The 20,744-nt window shown below is 66.8% G+C and carries 22 protein-coding genes; 11 read left to right on the forward strand and 11 right to left on the reverse strand.

What is annotated here, in order from left to right; translation table 11 throughout:
- Window positions 1–227 precede the first annotated feature (227 nt).
- The 5 genes from BDW41_RS19185 (at window position 228) to BDW41_RS19205 (ending at window position 6,275) form a co-directional block, all read left to right on the forward strand.
- A complete protein-coding gene (locus tag BDW41_RS19185) occupies window positions 228–1,583 on the forward strand; it encodes a polyketide cyclase (protein WP_074551247.1) in 1,356 nt (451 codons plus the stop codon).
- Window positions 1,584–1,753: 170 nt separating this feature from the next.
- Entirely contained in the window at window positions 1,754–2,686 is a 933-nt protein-coding gene (locus tag BDW41_RS19190; protein ID WP_074551245.1) for an ABC transporter ATP-binding protein, read from the forward strand.
- Complete coding sequence (locus BDW41_RS19195) at window positions 2,683–3,417, forward strand: ABC transporter permease subunit (RefSeq protein ID WP_074551244.1); 735 nt, start codon at window positions 2,683–2,685, stop codon at window positions 3,415–3,417. Before BDW41_RS19190 ends, BDW41_RS19195 begins: the two co-directional genes overlap by 4 nt.
- Entirely contained in the window at window positions 3,414–5,312 is a 1,899-nt protein-coding gene (locus BDW41_RS19200; RefSeq protein ID WP_074551242.1) for a Gldg family protein, read from the forward strand. Before BDW41_RS19195 ends, BDW41_RS19200 begins: the two co-directional genes overlap by 4 nt.
- A gap of 99 nt (window positions 5,313–5,411) precedes the next feature.
- Window positions 5,412–6,275 carry a cytochrome c oxidase assembly protein gene (locus tag BDW41_RS19205; RefSeq protein WP_074551240.1) on the forward strand — a complete coding sequence of 288 codons (864 nt, stop codon included), beginning with the start codon at window positions 5,412–5,414 and terminating at the stop codon, window positions 6,273–6,275.
- Window positions 6,276–6,293: 18 nt separating this feature from the next.
- Here the strand turns inward: BDW41_RS19205 and BDW41_RS19210 are convergent, their stop codons facing one another.
- Window positions 6,294–6,755 (reverse strand): copper chaperone PCu(A)C, encoded by a 462-nt coding sequence (locus BDW41_RS19210; protein ID WP_074551238.1) that lies wholly within the window; start codon window positions 6,753–6,755, stop codon window positions 6,294–6,296.
- Window positions 6,752–7,369, reverse strand: a complete 618-nt coding sequence (locus BDW41_RS19215; RefSeq protein WP_074551236.1) for an SCO family protein — start codon at window positions 7,367–7,369, stop codon at window positions 6,752–6,754. Before BDW41_RS19215 ends, BDW41_RS19210 begins: the two co-directional genes overlap by 4 nt.
- An 81-nt stretch (window positions 7,370–7,450) precedes the next feature.
- Between BDW41_RS19215 and BDW41_RS19220 the strand changes: the two genes are divergently transcribed.
- On the forward strand, window positions 7,451–7,837 hold the full coding sequence (locus tag BDW41_RS19220) for a DUF423 domain-containing protein (protein WP_074551234.1): 387 nt from the start codon (window positions 7,451–7,453) through the stop codon (window positions 7,835–7,837).
- A 6-nt stretch (window positions 7,838–7,843) separates the two neighbouring features.
- Here BDW41_RS19220 and BDW41_RS19225 read toward each other — a convergent pair whose 3' ends face one another.
- The 5 genes from BDW41_RS19225 to BDW41_RS19245 all read right to left on the reverse strand — a co-directional run bounded on the left by BDW41_RS19225 (window position 7,844) and on the right by BDW41_RS19245 (window position 11,296).
- Window positions 7,844–8,308, reverse strand: coding sequence for a DUF1203 domain-containing protein (locus BDW41_RS19225; RefSeq protein ID WP_074551232.1), 465 nt, complete (start codon window positions 8,306–8,308; stop codon window positions 7,844–7,846).
- 77 nt (window positions 8,309–8,385) lie between these two features.
- Window positions 8,386–8,589 (reverse strand): hypothetical protein, encoded by a 204-nt coding sequence (locus tag BDW41_RS19230; protein ID WP_074551230.1) that lies wholly within the window; start codon window positions 8,587–8,589, stop codon window positions 8,386–8,388.
- 101 nt (window positions 8,590–8,690) lie between these two features.
- Window positions 8,691–8,882 carry an Arc family DNA-binding protein gene (locus tag BDW41_RS19235; protein WP_074551228.1) on the reverse strand — a complete coding sequence of 64 codons (192 nt, stop codon included), beginning with the start codon at window positions 8,880–8,882 and terminating at the stop codon, window positions 8,691–8,693.
- Complete coding sequence (locus tag BDW41_RS19240; protein ID WP_074551226.1) at window positions 8,872–9,741, reverse strand: SPFH domain-containing protein; 870 nt, start codon at window positions 9,739–9,741, stop codon at window positions 8,872–8,874. The genes BDW41_RS19235 and BDW41_RS19240 overlap by 11 nt, the downstream gene beginning before the upstream one ends.
- 58 nt (window positions 9,742–9,799) lie before the next feature.
- A complete protein-coding gene (locus BDW41_RS19245) occupies window positions 9,800–11,296 on the reverse strand; it encodes a transglutaminase-like domain-containing protein (RefSeq protein ID WP_074551224.1) in 1,497 nt (498 codons plus the stop codon).
- Between the two features lie 142 nt (window positions 11,297–11,438).
- Between BDW41_RS19245 and purT the strand changes: the two genes are divergently transcribed.
- Both purT and BDW41_RS19255 read left to right on the forward strand, forming a co-directional pair.
- Window positions 11,439–12,620, forward strand: coding sequence for a formate-dependent phosphoribosylglycinamide formyltransferase (purT, locus tag BDW41_RS19250; RefSeq protein ID WP_074551222.1), 1,182 nt, complete (start codon window positions 11,439–11,441; stop codon window positions 12,618–12,620).
- Between the two features lie 108 nt (window positions 12,621–12,728).
- The gene (locus BDW41_RS19255; RefSeq protein WP_074551220.1) at window positions 12,729–14,252 is read left to right on the forward strand and encodes an FMN-binding glutamate synthase family protein; all 1,524 of its coding nucleotides are present in this window, start codon (window positions 12,729–12,731) and stop codon (window positions 14,250–14,252) included.
- A 73-nt stretch (window positions 14,253–14,325) separates the two neighbouring features.
- On the opposite strand, the gene BDW41_RS19260 is transcribed toward BDW41_RS19255, so the two are convergent.
- The 4 genes from BDW41_RS19260 to BDW41_RS19275 all read right to left on the reverse strand — a co-directional run bounded on the left by BDW41_RS19260 (window position 14,326) and on the right by BDW41_RS19275 (window position 17,286).
- On the reverse strand, window positions 14,326–15,036 hold the full coding sequence (locus tag BDW41_RS19260; RefSeq protein ID WP_074551218.1) for an arginyltransferase: 711 nt from the start codon (window positions 15,034–15,036) through the stop codon (window positions 14,326–14,328).
- Window positions 15,037–15,314: 278 nt separating this feature from the next.
- Window positions 15,315–15,707, reverse strand: a complete 393-nt coding sequence (locus BDW41_RS19265) for a DUF2007 domain-containing protein (protein ID WP_074551216.1) — start codon at window positions 15,705–15,707, stop codon at window positions 15,315–15,317.
- A gap of 90 nt (window positions 15,708–15,797) precedes the next feature.
- Window positions 15,798–16,661, reverse strand: coding sequence for an acyl-CoA thioesterase II (gene tesB / locus BDW41_RS19270; RefSeq protein WP_074551214.1), 864 nt, complete (start codon window positions 16,659–16,661; stop codon window positions 15,798–15,800).
- A 58-nt stretch (window positions 16,662–16,719) separates the two neighbouring features.
- Complete coding sequence (locus BDW41_RS19275; RefSeq protein WP_074551212.1) at window positions 16,720–17,286, reverse strand: N-acetylmuramoyl-L-alanine amidase; 567 nt, start codon at window positions 17,284–17,286, stop codon at window positions 16,720–16,722.
- An 81-nt stretch (window positions 17,287–17,367) separates the two neighbouring features.
- Here BDW41_RS19275 and BDW41_RS19280 point away from each other — a divergent pair, with 81 nt between their 5' ends.
- The 3 genes from BDW41_RS19280 (at window position 17,368) to BDW41_RS19290 (ending at window position 20,550) form a co-directional block, all read left to right on the forward strand.
- On the forward strand, window positions 17,368–17,889 hold the full coding sequence (locus tag BDW41_RS19280) for an alpha/beta hydrolase (protein WP_074551211.1): 522 nt from the start codon (window positions 17,368–17,370) through the stop codon (window positions 17,887–17,889).
- Entirely contained in the window at window positions 17,886–20,093 is a 2,208-nt protein-coding gene (gene rlmKL / locus BDW41_RS19285; RefSeq protein ID WP_074551209.1) for a bifunctional 23S rRNA (guanine(2069)-N(7))-methyltransferase RlmK/23S rRNA (guanine(2445)-N(2))-methyltransferase RlmL, read from the forward strand. The genes BDW41_RS19280 and rlmKL overlap by 4 nt, the downstream gene beginning before the upstream one ends.
- 127 nt (window positions 20,094–20,220) lie before the next feature.
- A complete protein-coding gene (locus BDW41_RS19290) occupies window positions 20,221–20,550 on the forward strand; it encodes a hypothetical protein (RefSeq protein ID WP_074551207.1) in 330 nt (109 codons plus the stop codon).
- Window positions 20,551–20,744: the final 194 nt, after the last annotated feature.

A 20,744-nucleotide genomic window follows, 5' to 3' on the forward strand; every position in this document is an offset into this window, starting at 1 on the left:
TTGCCCCGCGGGGCCTTGCGTGGCGCCATTCGCGGGCGTCTGGAAGGCCCCCGTCGGGCAGTCTTTACGGCTGGATAGCGTTCGGGCGCGCGAGCAAGTAGTATCGGTGGCTTCGGCGCTGGCCGACCCCCGTTCATGCAGTGATTCTTCGGGAATCTCCCGTGGCGGGCCGGTCTCCGGCGACTGCCCTTGTGCCGTATACAGAGAGACGTGCGGAGAATCCCGGAATGATGCGTGTTCTTGAATTTATTGTTGCCCTGATCATTGTCGCGGTCGCGGCAGTGGTGGTGGGCGTGGTGATGCCCGGCAACGGTCATATCGAACGATCGTTGGTCATCGGCAAGGACATGCGTCAGGTCTATGACGTGCTGAGCAACTACCGCCGCTTCCCGGAGTATTCCGAGCAGCGCGATGCCGACCGCAACATCAAGTTCGACTTCTCCGGCAAGGCCTATGGTCCGGGCGCCGAGATCAGCTGGGCCAGCGACGACGGCAAGGTCGGCAATGGCAAGTTCACCATCGCCTCGGCCGATCCGAGCTTCGACAAGGTCGACTCGACCGCCAAGAAGGCCACCATCGTGTGGAACGTCGACAACGACTGGCGCGGCAACGACAAGCACTTCACCATCGACCTGGAACGCAACGGCAGCCGCGGCCAGCTCACCAAGGTGACCTGGTCGTATGACGTCGACTACGGCTGGAACCTGATCAACCGCTATTCCAACCTCTACATCCATGGCGACCCGGACGTGTTCGTCCAGGCCACCCTGAACAACCTGCAGAACGTGCTGGCCGGCGTGCAGAACGTCGACTACACCAAGCTGATCCCGTACATCGAGCAGACCCAGCCGACCCCGGTGCTGGTGGTCTCCACCTCGATCGAGCGCAAGGGCGGCCTCGAGGCCCTCGATGACGCCACCAACAAGGCCATCGGCCAGATCCAGGCAGCCGCCAAGAAGCTGGGCGTGAGCACCACCGGTCCGCGCATCATCTACACCACCAACTACGGCGACCAGACCTACACCTTCGACGTGGCCATGCCGATCAGCGCCACCAGCCTGACCGTCGCCGGCCAGAGCGTGGAACTGGCCGCCGCCAAGTCGCCCGACCTGAATGCGCCGGCTTCCGCCAGCACCAGCGGCGACGCCGCCAATGCCAACGCCGGTGGCGACAACGCTCCGGGCGGCCATGACCGCTTCGGCCGCCTGATCGTCGACAACGACGTGCGTGCCTTCCTCGCCTTCGGTGGCCCGGCCCTCAAGGCCGTGTGGAACGGCACCGCCGCCGGCGTGCCGCAGACCCGCGACCTGATGAAGGCCTACGCCCAGACCCACGGCTACAAGTTCGACGAAGTGGTGAACCGCTTCTACGACATCGAAGCCAAGCCGGAAGTGAAGCAGGGCGACGAAGTGAAGCAGTACGCCGAGTACGACGTGTACCTGCCGCTGAGCTGGGCTCCGGACCAGACCCCGGAACAGGCTGCCGGCATCAAGCCGCCGACGCTGGACGATGGCAGCGAGCAGGCTCCGGCCTCCTCGGGCACCGCCGCCGCTCCGGCCAGCGCCGCCAGCACCGGCAAGTAAGTCGCCCCGGCGACATGCATCGGAAAGGCCCTTCCTCGCGAAGGGCCTTTTCATTTGCGGGCCCTGGATCGCCCGGTTCCGGCGAACTTTTCGGTTACAGTGCGGGTCGACCTTGCTGGCTTCGCCCGCACGTCGCGCGCAGCACATGCACGCCACCGACTCCACAGGACATGATCGAAACCGAACAGCTCACCCGCCGCTATGGCGCCCTCACGGCCGTGGACTCGCTGAGCTTCCGCGCCGAACCGGGACAGGTGCTCGGCCTTCTGGGCCCCAATGGCGCCGGCAAGACCACCGCCATGCGCATGATCGCCGGTTTCCTCGCGCCCAGCTCCGGCACCGCGCGCGTGTGCGGCTACGACGTGCGCAAGGAACCGCTGAAGGCGAAGCGCGCGCTGGGCTATCTGCCCGAAGGCGCGCCCAGCTACGGCGAGCTGACCGTGCGCGAGTTCCTTACCTTCATCATCCGCATGCGCGGGCTGCAGCGCGACGAAGGCGCGCGGCGCTTCGAGCGTGTGGTGGGCGGGCTGCAGCTGGAAGGCGTGCTCGACCAGTGCATCGACACCTTGTCCAAGGGCCTCAAGCGCCGCGTGGGCCTGGCGCAGGCCATCGTGCACAACCCGCAGGTGTTGATGCTGGACGAACCCACCGACGGCCTCGATCCGAACCAGAAGCACACCGTGCGGCAACTCATCGACCAGATGGCGCGCGATCGCACCATCCTCATCTCCACGCATCTGCTGGAAGAAGTGCACGCGCTGTGCAATCGCGTGGTGATCATCGCCAACGGCCGCCTGATGGTGGACGCGACGCCGGCGGAACTCGAATCGCGCTCGCGCTATCACGGCGCGGTGTCGTTCAGCGCGCCGGGCAGCGGCGTATCGCAGGAGATGCTGGGGCGGCTGCCGCAGGTGGCCTCGATCGAGGTCGATCCGATGGATGGCCGCATCACGGTGTTCCCGCGTCCGGGCGAACGCATCCTGGAGCCGGTCGAAACCCTGCTGCGCCAGCAAGGGCTGGAGGTGTCGGAGATCCAGCTGGAACGCGGTCGGCTCGACGAAGTGTTCCGCCAGATCACCACCGGCGCGGAGAACAGGGAATGAGCCCGATCGCAGCGGTGACGCGCCGCGAGTTGCGCAGCTACTTCGTGACGCCCGTGGCGTACGTGTTCCTGGTGATCTTCCTGGTGCTGTCGGGCATCCTCACGTTCTACGCGGGCGATTTCTACGAGCGGAACCAGGCCGATCTGCAGCCGTTCTTCGTGATGCATCCGTGGCTCTACCTCGTGCTGGTGCCCGCGGTATCCATGCGCATGTGGGCGGAGGAGGCCAAGGGCGGCACGCTGGAGCTGTTGCTGAGCCTGCCGCTGACGCTGACGCAGGCGATGCTGGGCAAGTTCTTCGCCGCATGGATCTTCATCGGGCTGGCGCTGGTGCTGACCTTTCCGATCTGGATCACCGTGAACTATCTCGGCTCGCCGGACAACGGCGTGATCCTCGCCGGCTACATCGGCAGCTGGCTGATGGCGGGCGCGTTCCTGGCCATTGGCGCCTGCCTTTCGGCGGTGACGCAAAGCCAGGTGGTGGCGTTCGTGCTCACCCTGGTGGTGTGTTTCCTGCTGATCCTGGTGGGACAGCCGCAGGTCATGGAGTTCTTCCAGGGCGCCTTGCCGCGCAAGCTGGTGAACGCGCTGGCGCACCTGAGCATGGTGCGCCACTTCGAGGCGATTTCCCGCGGCGTGCTGGACCTGCGTGACCTGCTGTACTTCCTGGCCACCATGGCCGCGTGGCTGATTGCCGGCGTGCTCACGCTCGACCTGAAGCGGACGCCATGAGCATGAAGCGCATCCATTTCAGCCGCCGTGCCGTGTTGCTGGCCGCGCTCGCCGCGCTGGCCGGGTTGTTCGTCGTGTTCGTGCTCACCAGCAGCCGCTGGCGCATGGGGCGGGTGGACCTGACCTCGGACAAGCTCTACACGCTCACGCCCGGCACGGTCCATATCGTGGAAGGGCTGCACGCGCCGCTGCGCTTGACGCTGTATTTCTCTAGCCACGCCACCCGCGACATGCCGCAGTGGCGCAGCTACGAACAGCGCGTGGCCGAGATGCTGCAGGAGATGGTGGCGCGCGCGCATGGGCGGCTGCGACTGCAGATCGTCGATCCCGTACCGTATTCCGACGACGAGGCCAGCGCCGAGGGCTATGGCTTGTCGCCGATCAATGGCGGCACCAATGGCGAGCGCGTGTTCTTCGGCCTGGTAGGCAGCACGCTGCCCGGCGATGCCGACGGCGGCGAGACCAGCCACCTGCCCAAGCGGGTGCAGGCGATTCCGCTGTTCGACCCCTCGCGCGAAACCTTTCTCGAATACGACATCGCCAAGCTGCTCTACGAGCTGGACCAGCCGTCGAAGCCGCACATCGGCCTGATCAGCAGCCTGCCGGTGCAGGGCAATCCGGTGATCGGCGAAGAGCCCTGGACAGTCATGCGCCAGCTGGGGCAGCAGTTCGACGTCCGCACGCTCGATCCGTCCAGGCTCAAGCACATCGACAGCGACATCAAGGCGCTGCTGGTGATCCATCCCAAGCACCTGCCGGCGGATGCGCTGTACGCCATCGACCAGTACGTGCTCAACGGCGGGCACCTGGTGGTTTTCGTGGACCCCGTGGCCGAGATGGACAACACGCCGTTCGTCGACAGCAACGGCGTCACCGACGATCACAACTCCAACCTGTCGCGGCTGTTCAACGCCTGGGGCGTGCTGTACGACCCACAGAAAGTCGTGCTCGACCGCTCGCGCGCCTTGCGCATCGAGCTGGCGGACAACAGTTCCAGCAATCACCCGGCCATGCTGGGCCTGGGGCAGCAGGAGCTCAATCACGACGACGTGATCACCGCCAGCCTGCAGCGCATCAACGTGTCCAGCGTGGGCTATTTCGACTTGGCGCCGGGCACGCTCTCGCGCCTCACGCCGCTGCTGCAGTCGACCACCGACGCCGAGGTGGTGCCCAGCCAGCGCGTGCGCGAATCGATCAACAACCCGGCGGCCTTGCTGGAGAGCTACAAGCCGGACAACACCCATTACGTCATTGCCGCGCGTGTGCGCGGGCCCTTCGCCAGCGCCTTCCCCGAGCATGCGGGTGACAAGGGATATCGGGCGAGCGCGGACGGCAATGCCGAGGTGATCCTGGTTGCGGACACCGATCTGCTGAGCGACCGCCTGTGGGTGTCCTACGCGCAGAGCCTGCTGGGCCAGCCGCAGCTGAGCGCGATCGCCAACAACGGCGATCTGGTCACCAATATCGCGGACAACCTGAGCGGCTCGTCCGCGCTATTGTCGATCCATGGCCGCGTGAGTTCGCAGAGGCCGTTCACGCGCGTGCTGGCCTTGCGCGGCGCGGCCGACCAGAAGTTCCTGGCCAAGATGCAGGAGCTGCAGCGCGAGCTGACCGTGACGCGCACGCGCCTGAGCGAACTGCAGCCGGCCAAGGCCAGCGGGCGGGGCGATTCCACCACGCCGGAACAGCGCGCGGAAATCGAGCAGTTCCTGCAGCGCCAGCTGGAGGTCAACAAGGAGCTGCGCGATGTGCAGCACCAGTTCAACGCCGACATCGACGCGCTGGGCCTGCGCCTGAAGTTCATCAACATCGTGCTGGTGCCGGCCCTGGTCACCCTGGTGGGCCTGCTCTATGGATGGCGTCGTTCGCGGCGCAATCGCCGGCGGCGTGCGTGAGTTTTTGCGCGGGCGGTGATGTGTCGCAGGCACGTGCCTTGGGCACGTCCGCGCGGCGTATGATGGGCGTTCGCCGCTGACCGGGGGCAGGTCTGTTCGATGATGGCAAGCGTGCTCAAGTGGATCGTGCCCTGGGAGTTCTCCTGGGTTTTCCTGCTGTCCTTCGTCGCCTTCGGCGTGCTCTATGTCCGCGGCTGCCGTCGCCTGCACGTGAGCGCGGGCCGACGCCTGTCGTTCTGGGTCGGCATGGCGATGATCTACGTGTCCCTGCACACGTACCTGGATTATTTCTTCGAGCATGAGTTCTTCATGCATCGCATCCAGCAGATCGTGCTGCACCATCTGGCGCCGCTGCTGATCATCGCTTCGTATCCGGGCACGGTGCTGCACAAGGGGCTGCCGTTCCGCTGGCGCCTGCGCCTGTTGCGGCCGGTGCGGCGTTCGTGGCCGTGGCGAGCGGCGAGCGCGGTGTGGTGCAACCCGGCGGTGGCCACGGTGGTGTTCGTGGCCTTCATCCTGATGTGGCTGGTGCCGTCCATGCAGACGCTGGCGATGCTGGACTGGCGTGTCTACCGCTTCATGAACTGGTCGATGCTGGCGAGCGGGTTCACCTACTGGTGGCTGGTGCTCGACCATCGCCCGCGTCCGCCGGGCCGCATGACGCCTGGCCTGCGCGTGCTGTCGCCGGGCATCACCATGACGCCGCAGATCCTGGCCGGCGCCATCGTGACGTTCTCCAAGCAGGACCTGTATCCCATCTTCGAAATCTGCGGCCGCGCGTTCACCTTCAACGTGCTGACGGCGCAGCTGGTGGGCGGCGTGATCATGTGGGTGCCGGCGGCGCTGATCGAATCCGCCGGCGGACTGCTGGCCATGCGCCAATGGCTGCGCCTCTCGCGCAGCGGACGCATCCGCCGCAAGCCGTGGCCGGCGCGTCGCTCCCCGGCGACCGTGCAGCAGTGAACGAGTAAAACGTCGGCGTCAGTCGCTCGCGCTGGTGGCGTTGGCGGGACGCGCGACAAAATCGGCGTCCAGCGTGCTGCCATCGCTGAAAGTAAGCGTGACCTTGACCTTGTCGCCGACATTCACCGGCGCCGTGGCCTGCATCAGCATCAGGTGGTAGCCGCCCGGTGACAGTTCCGCCTTGCCATGCGCAGGCACTGGCAGTTCGTCGACCATCGCCATGCGGCTGACGCCGCCTTCCGCGCTGCTCTTGTGCAGCATGGCGCTGCCGTAACGCGCGCTGCGCGCGCCACGCAAAAGGGCGGGCTGGTCGCCGGTGTTTTCCAGCGTGACGTAGGCGCCGGCCGGAAGATCGCCCGGCAGCACGCGTATCCAGGCCTGGCTTGCGCGGATGTGTTCGGCTTCCGTCGCGTGCGCGGCGAAGGCGGCCAGCAGGCCGGCGGCAAGCAGGGGCAGGGTGCGGGTAACGCGAAAGTTCATGATGGGCTTCCCAGGCTCAGCAGCAGGTGCAGGTCGTGGACCATGTCGTCCTGCGAGTTGCTCGGCGTGGCGAGCAGGCGCGCCTTGCCCTTGCCGTCGAACACGTAGATGGCCGAGCTGTGGCTGACCTCGTATTGCCCGTCGGCGCGATCGGGCTCGCGGGTGAAGGCGGAACGGTAGCGCTTGCTCAGCGCCTCGATGTCGCGCGCCGGGCCCGACAGTCCCACCGCGCGCGGATCGAAGGCATTGACGTAGGCATGCATGACCTCGGGCGTGTCGCGCGCCGGGTCCACGCTGACGAACAGGATGCGTGCGCCGTCGGCCAGCGGCCCCAGCCGCTGCATCACCACGTGGAGCTGGGCCAGGGTCAGCGGGCAGACGTCCGGGCAGTGCGTGTAGCCGAAATACAGCAGCACGACCTTGCCGCGATAGTCCTGCGCGCCGACGCGCTTGCCGTGGTCGTCGACCAGCTGGAAATCCAGGTCGGGCATGTGGTCGGACACATTGGTGAGCCTCCACTCGATGCCATCGTCGCGATGGCAACCGGCGAGCAGCAGCACGCCCAGCGTCAGCATCAAGAGCATCAGCCAGCGGCGGCTGCGACAAAGCTTCATGCGAGAATCGATGGGAATCATCGCATCAGCATACGACACTGGCTGCCCGGTCGGAGCCCTGCCACACGAGGACCCACGCCCATGCGACAACCTGCCTTCGCCACCGGCCTGCTGGTCGGCCTGACCGGCGCCAGCGCGGTCGCGTTCGGCGCTTTCGGAGCGCACGCCCTGCGCGGCGTGCTCGATGCACGCGGTATCGAACTCTGGCACACGGCCGTGAGTTACCACTTCTGGCATGCGCTTGCGCTTGCCTTGACCGTGGTGGAGACCAAGGGACGTGCCGCGAGCGTTGCCGTGATCGCCTACGTCATCGGCATCGTGGTTTTTTCAGGCAGCCTTTATGCGCTGGCCCTTGGCGCGCCGCGCTGGTTCGGCGCGATCACGCCGGTGGGCGGCGTCACCTTCATCGTCGGCTGGATCGCGCTGGGCATCGGGCTGGCGGGGCGCGCCAGCCACGACGGATCCTGAGGGGACTCAGGCCCGATCCACCCGCGCTGCATAGCAGCCCGGCCGCGCCATGTGGATATGCAGATAAGCGACGCTGTCGTCCGCGAACAGGCGGTCGATCAGCGGTTCCAGCGCCGTACCCTGGACCACGTCCGCGTCGCGCAACATGCCTCGTTCGTCGAAGCCGCGCACGGACAGCAGGCGACGACGCAACTGGTCGGGCACTTCGTCGATGCGGTCGTATTGCTCTTCGCCCTCGCGGATGTAGATGGCGTGGGTGGAGCGGAACGGCGAATCCGCCGGCTGGTGTTCGTAGTTGAGCAGGATCAGCGATTGCCCCAGCTCGGCATCGGTCAGGCTGATGCGGCAGGGATAGCCGTGGGCATCGTCGGCGGTCACGCGCACGGCGCGCCGTTCGGCAAGCGCCTGGTCGGACAATGTGAACAGTTCGGCAAACGGTTCGGCGGGAAGGCCGGAGATACGGAAGTGCATGGCGGAAGCTCCGTGGGTTCGATGGCCCAGCTTCCCGCGAGTCCAGAACGGCAACCATCCGGATCTTGCGCCTTTGTTCAGTCCACGCGGAACACCTGGACGGATTCGCATTCGGGGCAGCGATAGCTGCGCAGTTCCGTGTTCCGTTCCTCGGCCCATTTGCGCGCCTCGGCCGGCAGCGTCTTGTGGGCTTCCATCTCGACTCTCTCGCCTGCGCGCTGGCAGGTATCGCAGAGGACGGGACCTTCGGGGAGCGGCTGATACTCGGGGTTCTTGTCCATGGTGGTTCTCCGGAGCGGACGAGTCGCGGAGAAATCACGCTAGCGCCGGTGTCGTGCAGGTCGTGTCGAATCGGCATGAATGCTCGGCGCGCGACACACGCTTAATCCGGCTCGTCGTCCTGCACGGGTTCGGACGTGCCGCGTTTCAGACGCCCTTGCTTGCGCAGCGCCTCGCGCAGGACGAATTCGATCTGCGCGTTCACGCTGCGCAGATCGTCGTCGGCCCAGCGCTGCATGGCTTCAAGTACCGCAGCGCTGATGCGTAAGGGATACGCCTTTTTTTCAGCCGCCATAGAGCGTGCCGGTATTCACCACCGGTTGCGTGGCGCGATCGCCGCACAGCACCACCAGCAGGTTGCTGACCATGGCGGCCCGGCGTTCCTCGTCCAGTTCCACGACGCCTTGCGACTTGAGCCGGTCGAGCGCCATGGCGACCATGCCCACCGCGCCTTCGACGATGCGCTCGCGGGCGGCGACGATGGCGTTGGCCTGCTGGCGCTGCAGCATGGCCTGGGCAATTTCCTGCGCGTAGGCGAGATGGCTGATGCGCGCCTCGACCACGCGTACGCCGGCCTTGTCCAGTCGCGCCTGGATTTCGTCGCGCAGGTGGTTGTTGATTACTTCACCGTGGCTGCGCAGGGCGGGCTTGCCATCGTCGTGCGCGTCGTAGGGGTAGTTCTGCGCCATCTGGCGCAGCGCCGATTCGCTCTGGATGGTGACGAAGTTTTCGTAGTCGTCCACGCAGAACACGGCTTCGGCGGTGTCGATGACCTGCCAGACCACCACGGCGGCGATCTCGATGGGGTTGCCGTCGCTGTCGTTGACCTTGAGCTTGCCGCTTTCGAAGTTGCGCACGCGCAGCGACACGCGGCGGCGGGTGCAGAACGGGTTGGTCCAGCGTAGGCCTTCCTCGCGCACGGTGCCGTGGTACTTGCCGAACAGCTGCAGCACTTGGCCTTCGTTGGGCGCCACCTGGAAGAAGCCCTTGGCCATGAACGCGGTGAGCACGTGAATGGCGACGCCCAGCGCCACCAGCGAGGGGTGTTGGGTGAGCAGGGCGTAGCCCTCGCAGGCCAGGCCAAGCAGGGCGAGAAAGATGACGAGTGCGGCGGTCGGAATGCCGGCGGCCGAAAAGCCTTGCTGTTCGTTCATGGTGGGTCCTCCCTGGGTGCAAAGATTAGATATCAATTTGATATCTAACTTCAAGGGGTCACCAATCCCGGGCAGCCACGGCGCCACGCAGCACGGAAGGGGCCAGTTCCTGCGCCGGCGCGACCTGGGCGATGCGCATCTGGCCGAAGAGGTTGGACAGGTTGGCGAAGTGCCAGGGGTCGCCGTCGCCGGTATCCAGCGCGATATGCGCGCTGTCGAAGTGGCCGAGCGCGGCGTCGAAGCTTTGCCAACGGCCATCCACCCAGGCCTCGACCCAGGCATGCGGCACGAACACGCGGGAACTGCCGGCATAGCTGTCGACATAGACCATGCCGGTGACCACCCGCGCCGGAATCCCCTGCGCGCGCGCCAGCGCTGCCAGCAGCACGGCGTATCCCTTGCAGTCGCCTTGGCGGGTGTGCAGCACTTCGAGCGCGGATGCGTAGCCTTCGTTGCCGCGATGTCCATTGAGGTAGCCGCTGGTGAACAGGCGCAGCCGCTCCATCTTCCGCAGGTCGTCGCCGGTGCCTGCCGCCCTGGCTGCCAGCGCGCGCAGTTCGGGCGCGTTGGACTGCAGCCAGGGGTTGGCCTCCATGTCCTGCGCGGTCGGCGCCGGTTGGCCGCCCGCGAGCGCCGGACCCACCTCGACCAGCCAGTCGCCATGCCCGAGCGCGTACACCCGCTGCTCGTCGGTGGCGACGACGGGCCGGGCGCTGTCGTCGCTGGCGTGGATGACATAGCGCAGGGCGCCGTTGCGCATCGAGCGGGACACCGCCTCCGGCGAGTCGATCATCGCCGCGCGCAGCATGTCGATGTCCTGCACCGGCGCCATGGCACAGGCTTGGCTGCAGGCCAGCATGTCCAGTTCGTGGCCCAGCATCTGCAGCGTGCCCTTGCGGGTTTCGCCCTGCGCATCGACCCACAGATCCATGCGCTGCACGCCGCGGGCGGTTTGCAGTTCCTCGCGCTGGTGGTTGAGCTGTTCCGGCCCGTCGGGTAGCGCCACGCGTTCGTCGCCGAGCACTTCGATGTCCACGGCGGCCACATCCTGGCTGGCGGGGTCGAACAGATTCAGCCGATAGTGCCCGGCGTGGCGGGCGGCGTTCGCCATGGCTTGCCGCTGGCCGTCGCTGAGCAGGGCGCCGGTGGGCCATGACAAGGTGTGCTCGCTACGGAGCCCGGCCACGGTGGCGGTCACGCTGTAGTTGCCGTCGGGCTGGCGCCGCCCGTCGATGATGCTGTCGGCGGCCGACAGTGTGCTTTTCGCGTAGAAGCCGAGCGGCTGGCCGTCCAGGGTTTCCACGCTGCGGGTCAGCACCGCCATGGGTGTGATCCTGCCGCTGCGTTCCAGCACGATCTGCAGGTCTTGCGTGGTCGTCACCACGTTGCCGTCGCGGGCCCTGTCGATGCGCAGGTGGCCGATCCGGCGGCCGCCCAGCAGCACGGTCATCCACGTGGTTTGCACCGCAGGCGCGCCCTCCTGCGCCCGCGCAAACACAGCGGGAGAGGGGCTCAACGCGAGAGCCATCGCCAGCACGGCGGGCCACTTGCGCATGGGGGTCGCTCCGTGGGGACGGTGACACCTGCAGTCAACGCCGGTCCACGTGGTTCGTCAATGGAATCTGCGTGATGACGGCATGACGCGCTGTACCGATGGCCGCTTACAATGGCGCTTTGCCACCTCCGGGGAGACACCGATGAAGCCGTTTGGCACGCCTTATTCCGATCATGCGCTGCGCGTGCTGCTGCTGGGTTCGGGGGAGCTGGGCAAGGAAGTGGCGATCGAGCTGCAGCGCTATGCGGTGGAGGTGATCGCGGTTGATCGCTACGCCGATGCGCCGGCCATGCAGGTGGCGCATCGCAGCCACGTCATCGACATGCTGGACGGAGCCACGCTGCGCGCCGTCATCGAACAGGAAAAACCGGATCTCGTGGTGCCGGAGATCGAGGCCATCCACACGCCGACGCTGGTCGAGCTGGAGCAGGCAGGCCTGCGCGTCATTCCCACCGCGCGCGCGGCATGGCTCACCATGGACCGCGAGGGCATCCGACGCCTCGCCGCGGAAGAACTGAAACTGCCCACCTCGCGCTACCGCTTCTGCGACACCGAGGCAGACTACCGCGATGCCGTGGCGTCCATCGGCCTGCCGTTCGTCATCAAGCCGGTGATGAGTTCCTCCGGCAAGGGACAGAGCGTGGTGCGCGAGGAGGGTGAACTGCAGCACGCCTGGGACTACGCGCAATCCGGCGGGCGCGCGGGCAAGGGGCGCGTGATCGTCGAAGGCTTTGTCGACTTCGACTACGAGATTACCCTGCTTACCGTGCGCCACAAGGAGGGCGTCAGCTTCTGCGCGCCCATCGGCCATCGCCAGGAAGACGGCGACTATCGCGAATCCTGGCAGCCGCAGCCCATGAGCCCGGTCGCCCTGGCAGAGGCGCAGCGACAGGCGGAGGCCATCACCGGCGCACTGGGCGGCTGGGGCGTGTTTGGCGTGGAGTTCTTCGTCAAGGGCGACAGCGTGATCTTCTCGGAAGTGAGCCCGCGTCCGCACGATACGGGCCTAGTGACCCTGGTGTCGCAAGACCTTTCGGAGTTCGCGCTGCATGCGCGCGCCATCCTTGGCCTGCCGATTCCGGCGATTCGCCAGCTGGGTCCGTCCGCGTCGTGCGCGGTGCTGGTGGAAGGCGAGGGCGCGGCGCCGCGCTACCACGGCGTGGCCGATGCTCTGAAGGAATCGGACACGCAGCTGCGCATCTTCGGCAAACCGACCGTGAAAGGCCGCCGCCGCATGGCCGTCACCCTGGCGCGCGATGAAAGCGTGGAAGCGGCCAAGGCCAAGGCCATCCGCGCGGCGAAGGCCTTGCGCATCGAACTTTGAGGTTGGCTTCCTCGCCCCGTTGGCGCGAGGATGGCACGAATCCGGCGCATCGCCGCTGGCGAACGGATTGAACGCGCCTGTCGCAACAGATCACCACTGGAGGTAAGGATGGAACCGTCGGGATTCGCGCATTGGCTGGTCGTTGTCGTCGAGACGTTCGCCGCCCTGTTTTTGCTGCTACTGGCGCTGCTGGTGGTGGTCATCGGCGTGGTCTGGCTGGTGGACCGCAACCAGACCAGCAACTCGGTGCTGCGCAACTTCCCGGTCATCGGCCACTTCCGCTACTGGTTCCTGCACCTGGGCGAATTCTTCCGCCAGTACCTGTATTCCAGTGACCGCGAGGAGCTGCCGTTCAATCGCGCGCAGCGCACGTGGGTGTATCGCGCGGCCAAGAACGTGGATAACACCAATTCCTTTGGTTCCACGCGCGACCTGCGCGGCGAGGGCGTGCCGTTCTTTGTCAACGCGCCGTTTCCCGCGCTGGGCGACCGGCACGTCAAGCCGTTGCCGGTCACGCTGGGGCCGTACTCGCGCGAACCGTACCAGCACGCGGCGTTCTTCAATATCTCGGCGATGAGTTTCGGCGCGCTGTCGGCACCGGCGGTGCGCGCCCTGTCGCACGGCGCCAAGAAGGCCGGCATCTGGATGGATACGGGTGAAGGCGGCCTGGCGCCGTATCACCTGGAAGGCGGCTGCGACATCATCTTCGAGATCGGCACCGCCAAGTACGGCGTGCGCACGCCCGACGGCAAGCTCGACGACAACAAGCTGTTGGCGATCTGCGCGCATCCGCAGGTGAAGATGGTCAGCATCAAGCTGGGGCAGGGCGCCAAGCCCGGCATGGGCGGTCTGCTGCCGGCGGCGAAGGTGACGCCGGAAATTGCCGAGATCCGCGGCATTCCCGTGGGCGAGGATTCGCAGAGCCCCAACCGCCACCTGGATATCGGCAACGTGCAGGAGCTGATGGACGCCATCCATCACATCCGCGAACTCACCGGCAAGCCGGTGGGTTTCAAGGCGGTGTTCGGCGGCGTCGACTGGATCGTCGACCTGTGCGAGGAAGTGAAAAAGCGCGGCATCGAAAGCGCGCCGGACTTCATCATCGTCGACGGTTCGGAAGGCGGCACCGGCGCCGCACCACAAACGCTGATGGAAGGCGTGGGCCTGCCGCTGCACGAGGCCTTGCCCGCGCTGGTGGACCTGCTGGTGGTGAAGGGCCTGCGCGACCGCATCAAGGTGATCTGCTCGGGCAAGTGCATCACCGCTTATGACGTGGCGTGGGCGCTGTCGATGGGCGCGGACTTCGTCAACTCCGCACGCGGCTTCATGCTGGCGCTGGGCTGCATCCAGTCGCTGCAATGCAACCGCAATACGTGCCCCACCGGCATCACCACGCAGAATCCCAAGCTGCAGCGTGGCCTGGTGGTGGCGGACAAGAGCGAGCGCGTGGCCAATTACGCCACCAATGTGATGCACGAGGTCGGCATCATCGCGCACAGCTGCGGCGTCGACGAACCGCGCCAGCTCAATCGCGAGCATTGCCGCGTGGTAGGCGATGACGGCATCTCCGTGCCGCTGGTGAAGCTGTATCCGTATCCCGTCGTGCCCAGGGAACAGGCGCTGCAGGATTGATCGATCGAGAGCCGGCGATACGCCGGCTCTTTGCTATGTGGTGTCGACAGGGGCGCGTGCGGCCCTGCGTGCCTCAGGGATCCGCCATCTCCGCCCAGCCTTCGCTGGTGCGTATCTGCAGCGGGCGGAACTTGCGCTTGTAATCCATTTTCGGGTGTCCCGCGATCCAGAAGCCCAGGTAGATCCACGGCAGTCCGCGGCGCTTGGCGAGCGCGACCTGCTGCAGGATGGCGAAGGTGCCCAGGCTGCGCGCCGTTTCGTCGGGGTCGTAGAAGGTGTAGACGGCCGAAAGACCCTGCTGGCACACGTCGGTGACCGCGACGCCGAGCAGGCGCGAGCCCTGGCGGAACTCCAGGAACATCGTGGGGCTCCACGGCGCGGTCAGGAAGCGGCGGAAGTCGCTGGCGTCGGCCTCGTCCATGCCGCCGCCGGGGTGGCGTTGGCGCAGGTAGCGCTCATAGAGCGCGTGGCGCTCCGTGTTGTAGCCGGCCATCGACTCGATGACGCGCAGGTCTTCGTTGCGTTTCAGGCAGCGGCGCTGGCTGCGGTCCGGCGTGAAGCGCTCCACATCGATGCGGCACGGCGTGCACGCCCGGCAGTTGGTGCAATAGGGGTAGTAGAGGTGCCCGCCCGCGCGTCGGAAGCCGCGCTCCAGCGCCGGGCCGTACAGCTGGTCCAACTGCGGCGCGGCCGGATCGATCACGAGGTTCTGTGCCGTGCGCTCGGCAAAATAGCCGCAGGCGTGCGGCAGGGTCTGGAAGAGGCGGACACGATCAGAGCGCATGGCCTGATTCTATGTCCGGTTTGGCTCACTGTGTCACTAGCTGAAATGTGATAAGCGCTCCTGGCGGTTGCCCGCCGGGCTTGGCGCCTGTTCAAAATCTCGTATAAGCGCCGAATTCCCTCACCGTCATTCCGGCGAAAGCCGGAATCCAGCGACTTTACGTTCTGCGAGAGGGCTAAAAGGCACTGGATGACCAGCCTAGCGGCTGTTGAAGAGCGCCTCCCGCTTTTGCCGGAATGACGGTGAGGGGTATAAGCGCTTGCGCGAGGTTTTCGCTCTTAGATGACGCCCATATACCGCAGCATCAGGATTACGAAGGCCCCCGCCACGGCCAGCATGACGATGCGGCGCATCCGGGTGGCGACGCTCTGGCGCCTCATTTCCGGCGTGGGGTTGCGGGCCATGGCCAGTTCCTCGCCATGGCGGACCACCGGCTCGATGCCCAGCTCCTTGAGCAGGGCGCGGGCGCGCGTGTAGTCGTCCGCGCGGGTCACCCAGACCTGGGCCCAGTTGTTCCGGTTCTCGTTGCGCTGCGAGTAGCTGAAGCGCTGGTAGCTGGGGCGCCGGTAGTTGGAGCGGTTCTCGATGGTGCACTCGATGCCCTGCTCGGCCAGCAGCGCGGCGACGCGGTCGATGTTTTCCTGGCGGGGCGAGGTGTAGAGCTGACGCATGGAGAAACCTTGGGTTCACGCCGGGCGAATGGGACGGCCGGCGGGCCGTGGGGGCGGCCGACCGTCATGTTACTACGCTGGCCGGGCGGCTCAGCCGCGCAGGCGGATCAGGCCTTCCTGGGCGGTCGAAGCCACCAGGCGGCCGTCGCGGGTGAAGATCTGGCCGCGCGCCAGGCCGCGCGCACCCTGCGCGGTGGGGCTGTCGAAGGAATACAGCAGCCATTCGTCGGTGCGGAACGGACGGTGGAACCACAGCGCGTGGTCCAGGCTCGCCATCTGCACGTTGTGCGTGTAGTACGAGATGCCGTGCGGCAGGGTGGCCGTGCCGATCAGGTTGAAGTCGGAGGCGTAGGCCAGCAGCGAGCGATGCAGCTCCGGCGAATCGCCCACCGGTGCGGTGAGGCGGAACCAAATGTGCTGGATCGGCGGGCGCTTCACCGGGTGCAGCTTGTCCTGCGGCCACACATGGCGGAATTCGAAGGGCGCGTCCACGCCCAGCCAGCGCTGGAGTTTCTCCGGCAGTTTCGCCAGCTGTTCCGGCGCCATGGGCTGCATCGGTGCGATGTCCTCGGGCATGGGCACCTCGGGCATCGAGGACTGATGCTCGAAGCCGGTTTCCGGCACCTGGAACGAAATGGAGCCGTTGAGGATCGGCTGGCCGTGTTGGATCGCCACCACGCGGCGCGAGGAGAACGTGCCGCCGTCGCGCGTGCGCTCCACGCTGTAGACGATGGGCGCGTTGATGTCGCCCGCGCGCAGGAAGTAGGCGTGCAGCGAGTGGGCCTGGCGTTCCGGGTCCACCGTGCGCTGGGCGGCCGACAGCGCCTGCCCCAGCACCTGTCCGCCGAACACGAAATGCGTGCCGATGTCCCGGCTCTGGCCGCGGAAAAGATTGTCCTCGAGGCGCTCGAGCTCGAGCAGGTCGACGAGTTCGCGGACGTTGGTTTCCGTCATGGAAAAAAGCTCGGCGCAGGTAAGAGCCGGCGATTATAGCTGGCGGCCCGCCTGGGCTTCAGTGCCTGGGCGGCAGCATCCGTTCCAGCCCGCTTTCCTCCAGCACCTCGGCCCAGGGGAACAGCGGGCCCGGATCGAGCTTGCGCGGCACGTCCAGCGTGGCGTCATCGGTGGCGGGCAGCCGCGCGGTGTCCAGGTCCTCATGGCCGGCGATCAGCTGCAGGCGGGGGTAATCCCGCTTCAGCTGGGCCAGCAAGGCGTGCAGGGCGGCGATCTGGGCCGGGGTATAGGGCTCGGTCATGGTCTGGCGGCGGGAATCCCACCAGTCGGGGTAGCGACCCAGGTTCACCAGCTCGATGCCGATGGTGTGGGGATTGTGACCACGCACGTGGTTGGCCACCCGGTTGCCGGGCACGTACTGGTGGATGCTGCCGTCGCGGTCGATATAGAAATGCCCGCTGGCGCCCGCGCCGCTGTCATAAAGCACCCGCTCGCCGTACTCGCGCGCGGTGGCCAGGTCGGGCAGCTCGGTGCAGTGGATCACCACCATCTCCACCGCGCTGGCGGGGCGCTCGGGCAGCAGGGAAACGTAGGGCAGGGGCTGGTCGAAGATGTTGAGGGACATGCTGGGCAGTCTATCCGCCGATGCCTCGGGACGTCGCCTGTTACGATGCGCGGCCATACAGACGTTGTTTCGGAGACCGCGATGCGCGGCCAGATCATTCTTTCGCATGGCTCGGACTCCGGTCCAGACGCTACCAAGGTCAGCATCCTGGCCACCTTCGCCGAGTCGCTGGGCTGGAAAACCCAGCGCCCGGACTACCGCACCGATGACCAGCTGGGCTTCGCCGGCGCGATCGACCCGCGCATCCAGCGGCTGCTCTCCGCCATCGACAGCGTGGATGTCCCGCCGGTGCTGGTCGGCTCCAGCATGGGCGCGTTCGTGTCGGGGCTGGCTTCGCTGCAGCGTCCTGTGGCGGGGCTGTTCCTGCTGGCCACGCCCAGCGAGATTCCCGGTTACCGACAGGCCTTCAACCTGGCCGAGGGCGTGCCGACCCTGCTGTACCACGGCTGGCGCGATGACGTGTGCATGCCCGAAGGCATCATCGACTTCGCCGGTCGCCGTCGCCTGCCGCTGATGGTGGTGGACGATGATCACCGCCTGAGCGACAGCGTCGACCGCATCGTCGAACAGTTCGGCCTGTTCCTCGCCGGGCTGGCGGCATGAGCGCGTTCTTCGCGACCTGCCCGAAGGGGCTGGAATACCTGCTGCGCGACGAGCTGGTGCTGCTGGGCGCCGACGACGTGCGCGAGGCGCTGGCCGGCGTGCATTTCTCCGGCACGCTGGAAACCGCCTACCGCGCCTGCCTGTGGTCACGCCTGGCCAGCCGCGTGCTGCTGCCGCTGGCCGAGTTTGATGCCGCGACCGACGATGCGCTTTACGGCGGCGTGCAATCCATCGACTGGTCGAAGCACCTGGGGCCGCACGCCACGCTGGCGGTGGATGCCAACTCGGCGCAGAGCAAGCTGACCCACAGCCAGTTCATCGCCCAGCGCGTGAAGGACGCCATGGTCGACCAGTTCCGCCAGCGCGACGGCTCGCGCCCGGACGTGGATACGGACGAGCCGGACGTGCGCATCAACCTGCGCCTGCGCCGCGACCGTGCCACGCTGTCCATCGACCTCGCCGGCGCGCCGCTGCACCGCCGCGGCTGGCGCGAGCTGCAGGGCGAGGCGCCGCTGAAGGAGAACCTGGCCGCCGCCATGCTGCTGCGCGCGCGCTGGCCGGAGATCTACGCCGAAGGCGGCGCGCTGCTCGATCCCATGTGCGGCTCGGGCACGCTGCTGATCGAAGGCGCGTGGATGGCGGCGGACGTCGCCCCCGGCCTGCACCGCGAGTACTACGGCTTTCTCGGCTGGGCGCAGCACGACATCGCGCTGTGGCGCGGCCTGCTGGAAGAGGCGCGCCAGCGCGCCGACATCGGCCTACGCGCACTGCGGGCCTGCTTCTTCGGCAGCGATGCCGATCCGCGCATGGTGCAGACCGCCAAGCGCAACGCGCAGGAGGCCGGCGTGGCCGGCTTCCTCACGCTGGACAAGCATGACGCCACCCACGTGTCGCCGCCGCCGGGCTATGTCCGCGGCCTGGTCATCACCAATCCTCCGTATGGCGAGCGCCTGGGCGACCGCGGCGAGATGCCCAGGCTGTATCGCGCCATTGGCGAGACCCTGCGCGAACGCTTCGCCGGCTGGCGCGCCGCCGTGCTGGCGGGCGATGCCGAACTGGGCCACGCGATTCCGCTGCGTGCGGAGAAGAAGTACGCCCTCTATAACGGCGCGCTGGAAACCGTGCTGCTGATCTTCGAGCTTCACGCGCGCAGCGAGACGCCTCGCGAAGTGAAACCGCTCTCCGAAGGCGCGCAGATGCTGCGCAATCGCCTGGAGAAGAACCTGCGCCATCTGCGCAAGCGCCTGCAGCGCGAAGGCATCCATTGCTGGCGCGCCTACGACCAGGACCTGCCGGAGTACGCGGCGGCGGTCGACGTCTATGCCGGCGAGAACGACGAGGCTTGGCTGCACGTCCAGGAGTACCGCGCGCCGGCCGAGATTCCGGTGGAAACGGCCCGCCAGCGCCTGCGCGAGATCGTGCGCGTGGCCGGCGAAGTGCTGGGCGTGCCGCGCGAGCGCATCGCGCTGAAGACGCGCGAGCGCGGCAAGGGCGGCTCCAAGTACGGCCAGTTCGACCAGCGCGGCGAGTTCGTGGAGGTCGCCGAGGGCGGCCTGCGTTTCCTGGTCAACCTGACCGATTACCTGGATACGGGCCTGTTCATCGACCACCGCCTGGTGCGCGCCAAGGTGCGCGAGCTGGCTTCCGGGCGCCGCTTCCTCAACCTGTTCGCCTATACCGCCACGGCCAGCGTCTACGCCGCGGCGGGCGGGGCGCGCGACACCACCAGCGTGGACCTGTCGGCCACGTATCTGGACTGGGCCTCCCGCAATCTCGCCCTCAACGGATTCACCGGCGGCAAGCACCGTCTGATGCAGGCCGACGCCATGGCTTTCCTGCGCCAGGAGCGGGAGCGTTACGGGCTGATCTACGTCGACCCGCCGACCTTCTCCAACTCCAAGCGGGCGGAGGATTTCGACGTCCAGCGCGACCATGTCCCGCTGCTGCTGGCCTGCGCGGACCGTCTCAACCGCGATGGCGTCATCGTCTTCTCGAACAACTTCCGGCGCTTCAAGCTGAACCATGAGGCACTGGCGGAGCGGTTCGTGATCGAGGACTGGAGCGCCCCCAGCATCCCCTTCGATTTCACCCGCCGGGCGGACATCCACGGCTGCTGGCTGCTGCGCCTGCACCCGCAGGAAGCGAGCGGGGATTCCCCTTGGGGTGGCAGTGTGAACCACGTCAGGAACCAGGGCAGGCGTTAAGCATCTTCACGCTTTCTACTCAGTCCGGATTCAGCGCGAAAGTCCGAGCATGGACCCCGGCAAAGAGCGATAGAGAGCAAGGTGCCATTTCTCTATCGGAATCAAGCCTCCCTTGGGAGACAACCTCATGAACAAGACCAAGACCTCCATCGTCAAGCGCGTTGCCCTGGCGTCTGCCCTGCTGATCGGCTGCGCAGCCGTCGCACCGGCCTTCGCAGGCCACGTCAGCTTGAATATCGGCGTGGGTCTGCCGGTTTACGGCGGTTATTACGCCGCGCCGGCCCCGGTGGTGTACGCACCGCCTCCGCCGCCGGTGTATTACGCCCCGGCCCCGGTCGTCTACGCGCCGGCCCCGGTGGTGTATCCGGCGGCCACGGTCGTGGTGGGCGGCCACCCGGGCTACTACCACCGCGGCGGCTACTACTATCGCGGCGGTTACCGTTATTACGGTCACTAAGCCCGCGGTAGTTGGTGCAGATGCGACAAAGCCCGGCCTCGTGCCGGGCTTTGTTTTTCGCGCGTTCCACGATGCGCCGCAACAGAAGGCAAGCTGACCGCTGTCAGCCATTCGCCATCTTCGCATCACACGTTTTGAACACCTCGTCCGGCAAGGTGCGCGCATGTTTGGGCGCACTGTTCGCGGTATGAGAC

The organism is Dyella sp. AtDHG13 (genome assembly GCF_003201105.1).
Taxonomy (GTDB): Bacteria; Pseudomonadota; Gammaproteobacteria; order Xanthomonadales; family Rhodanobacteraceae; genus Dyella; species Dyella jiangningensis_B.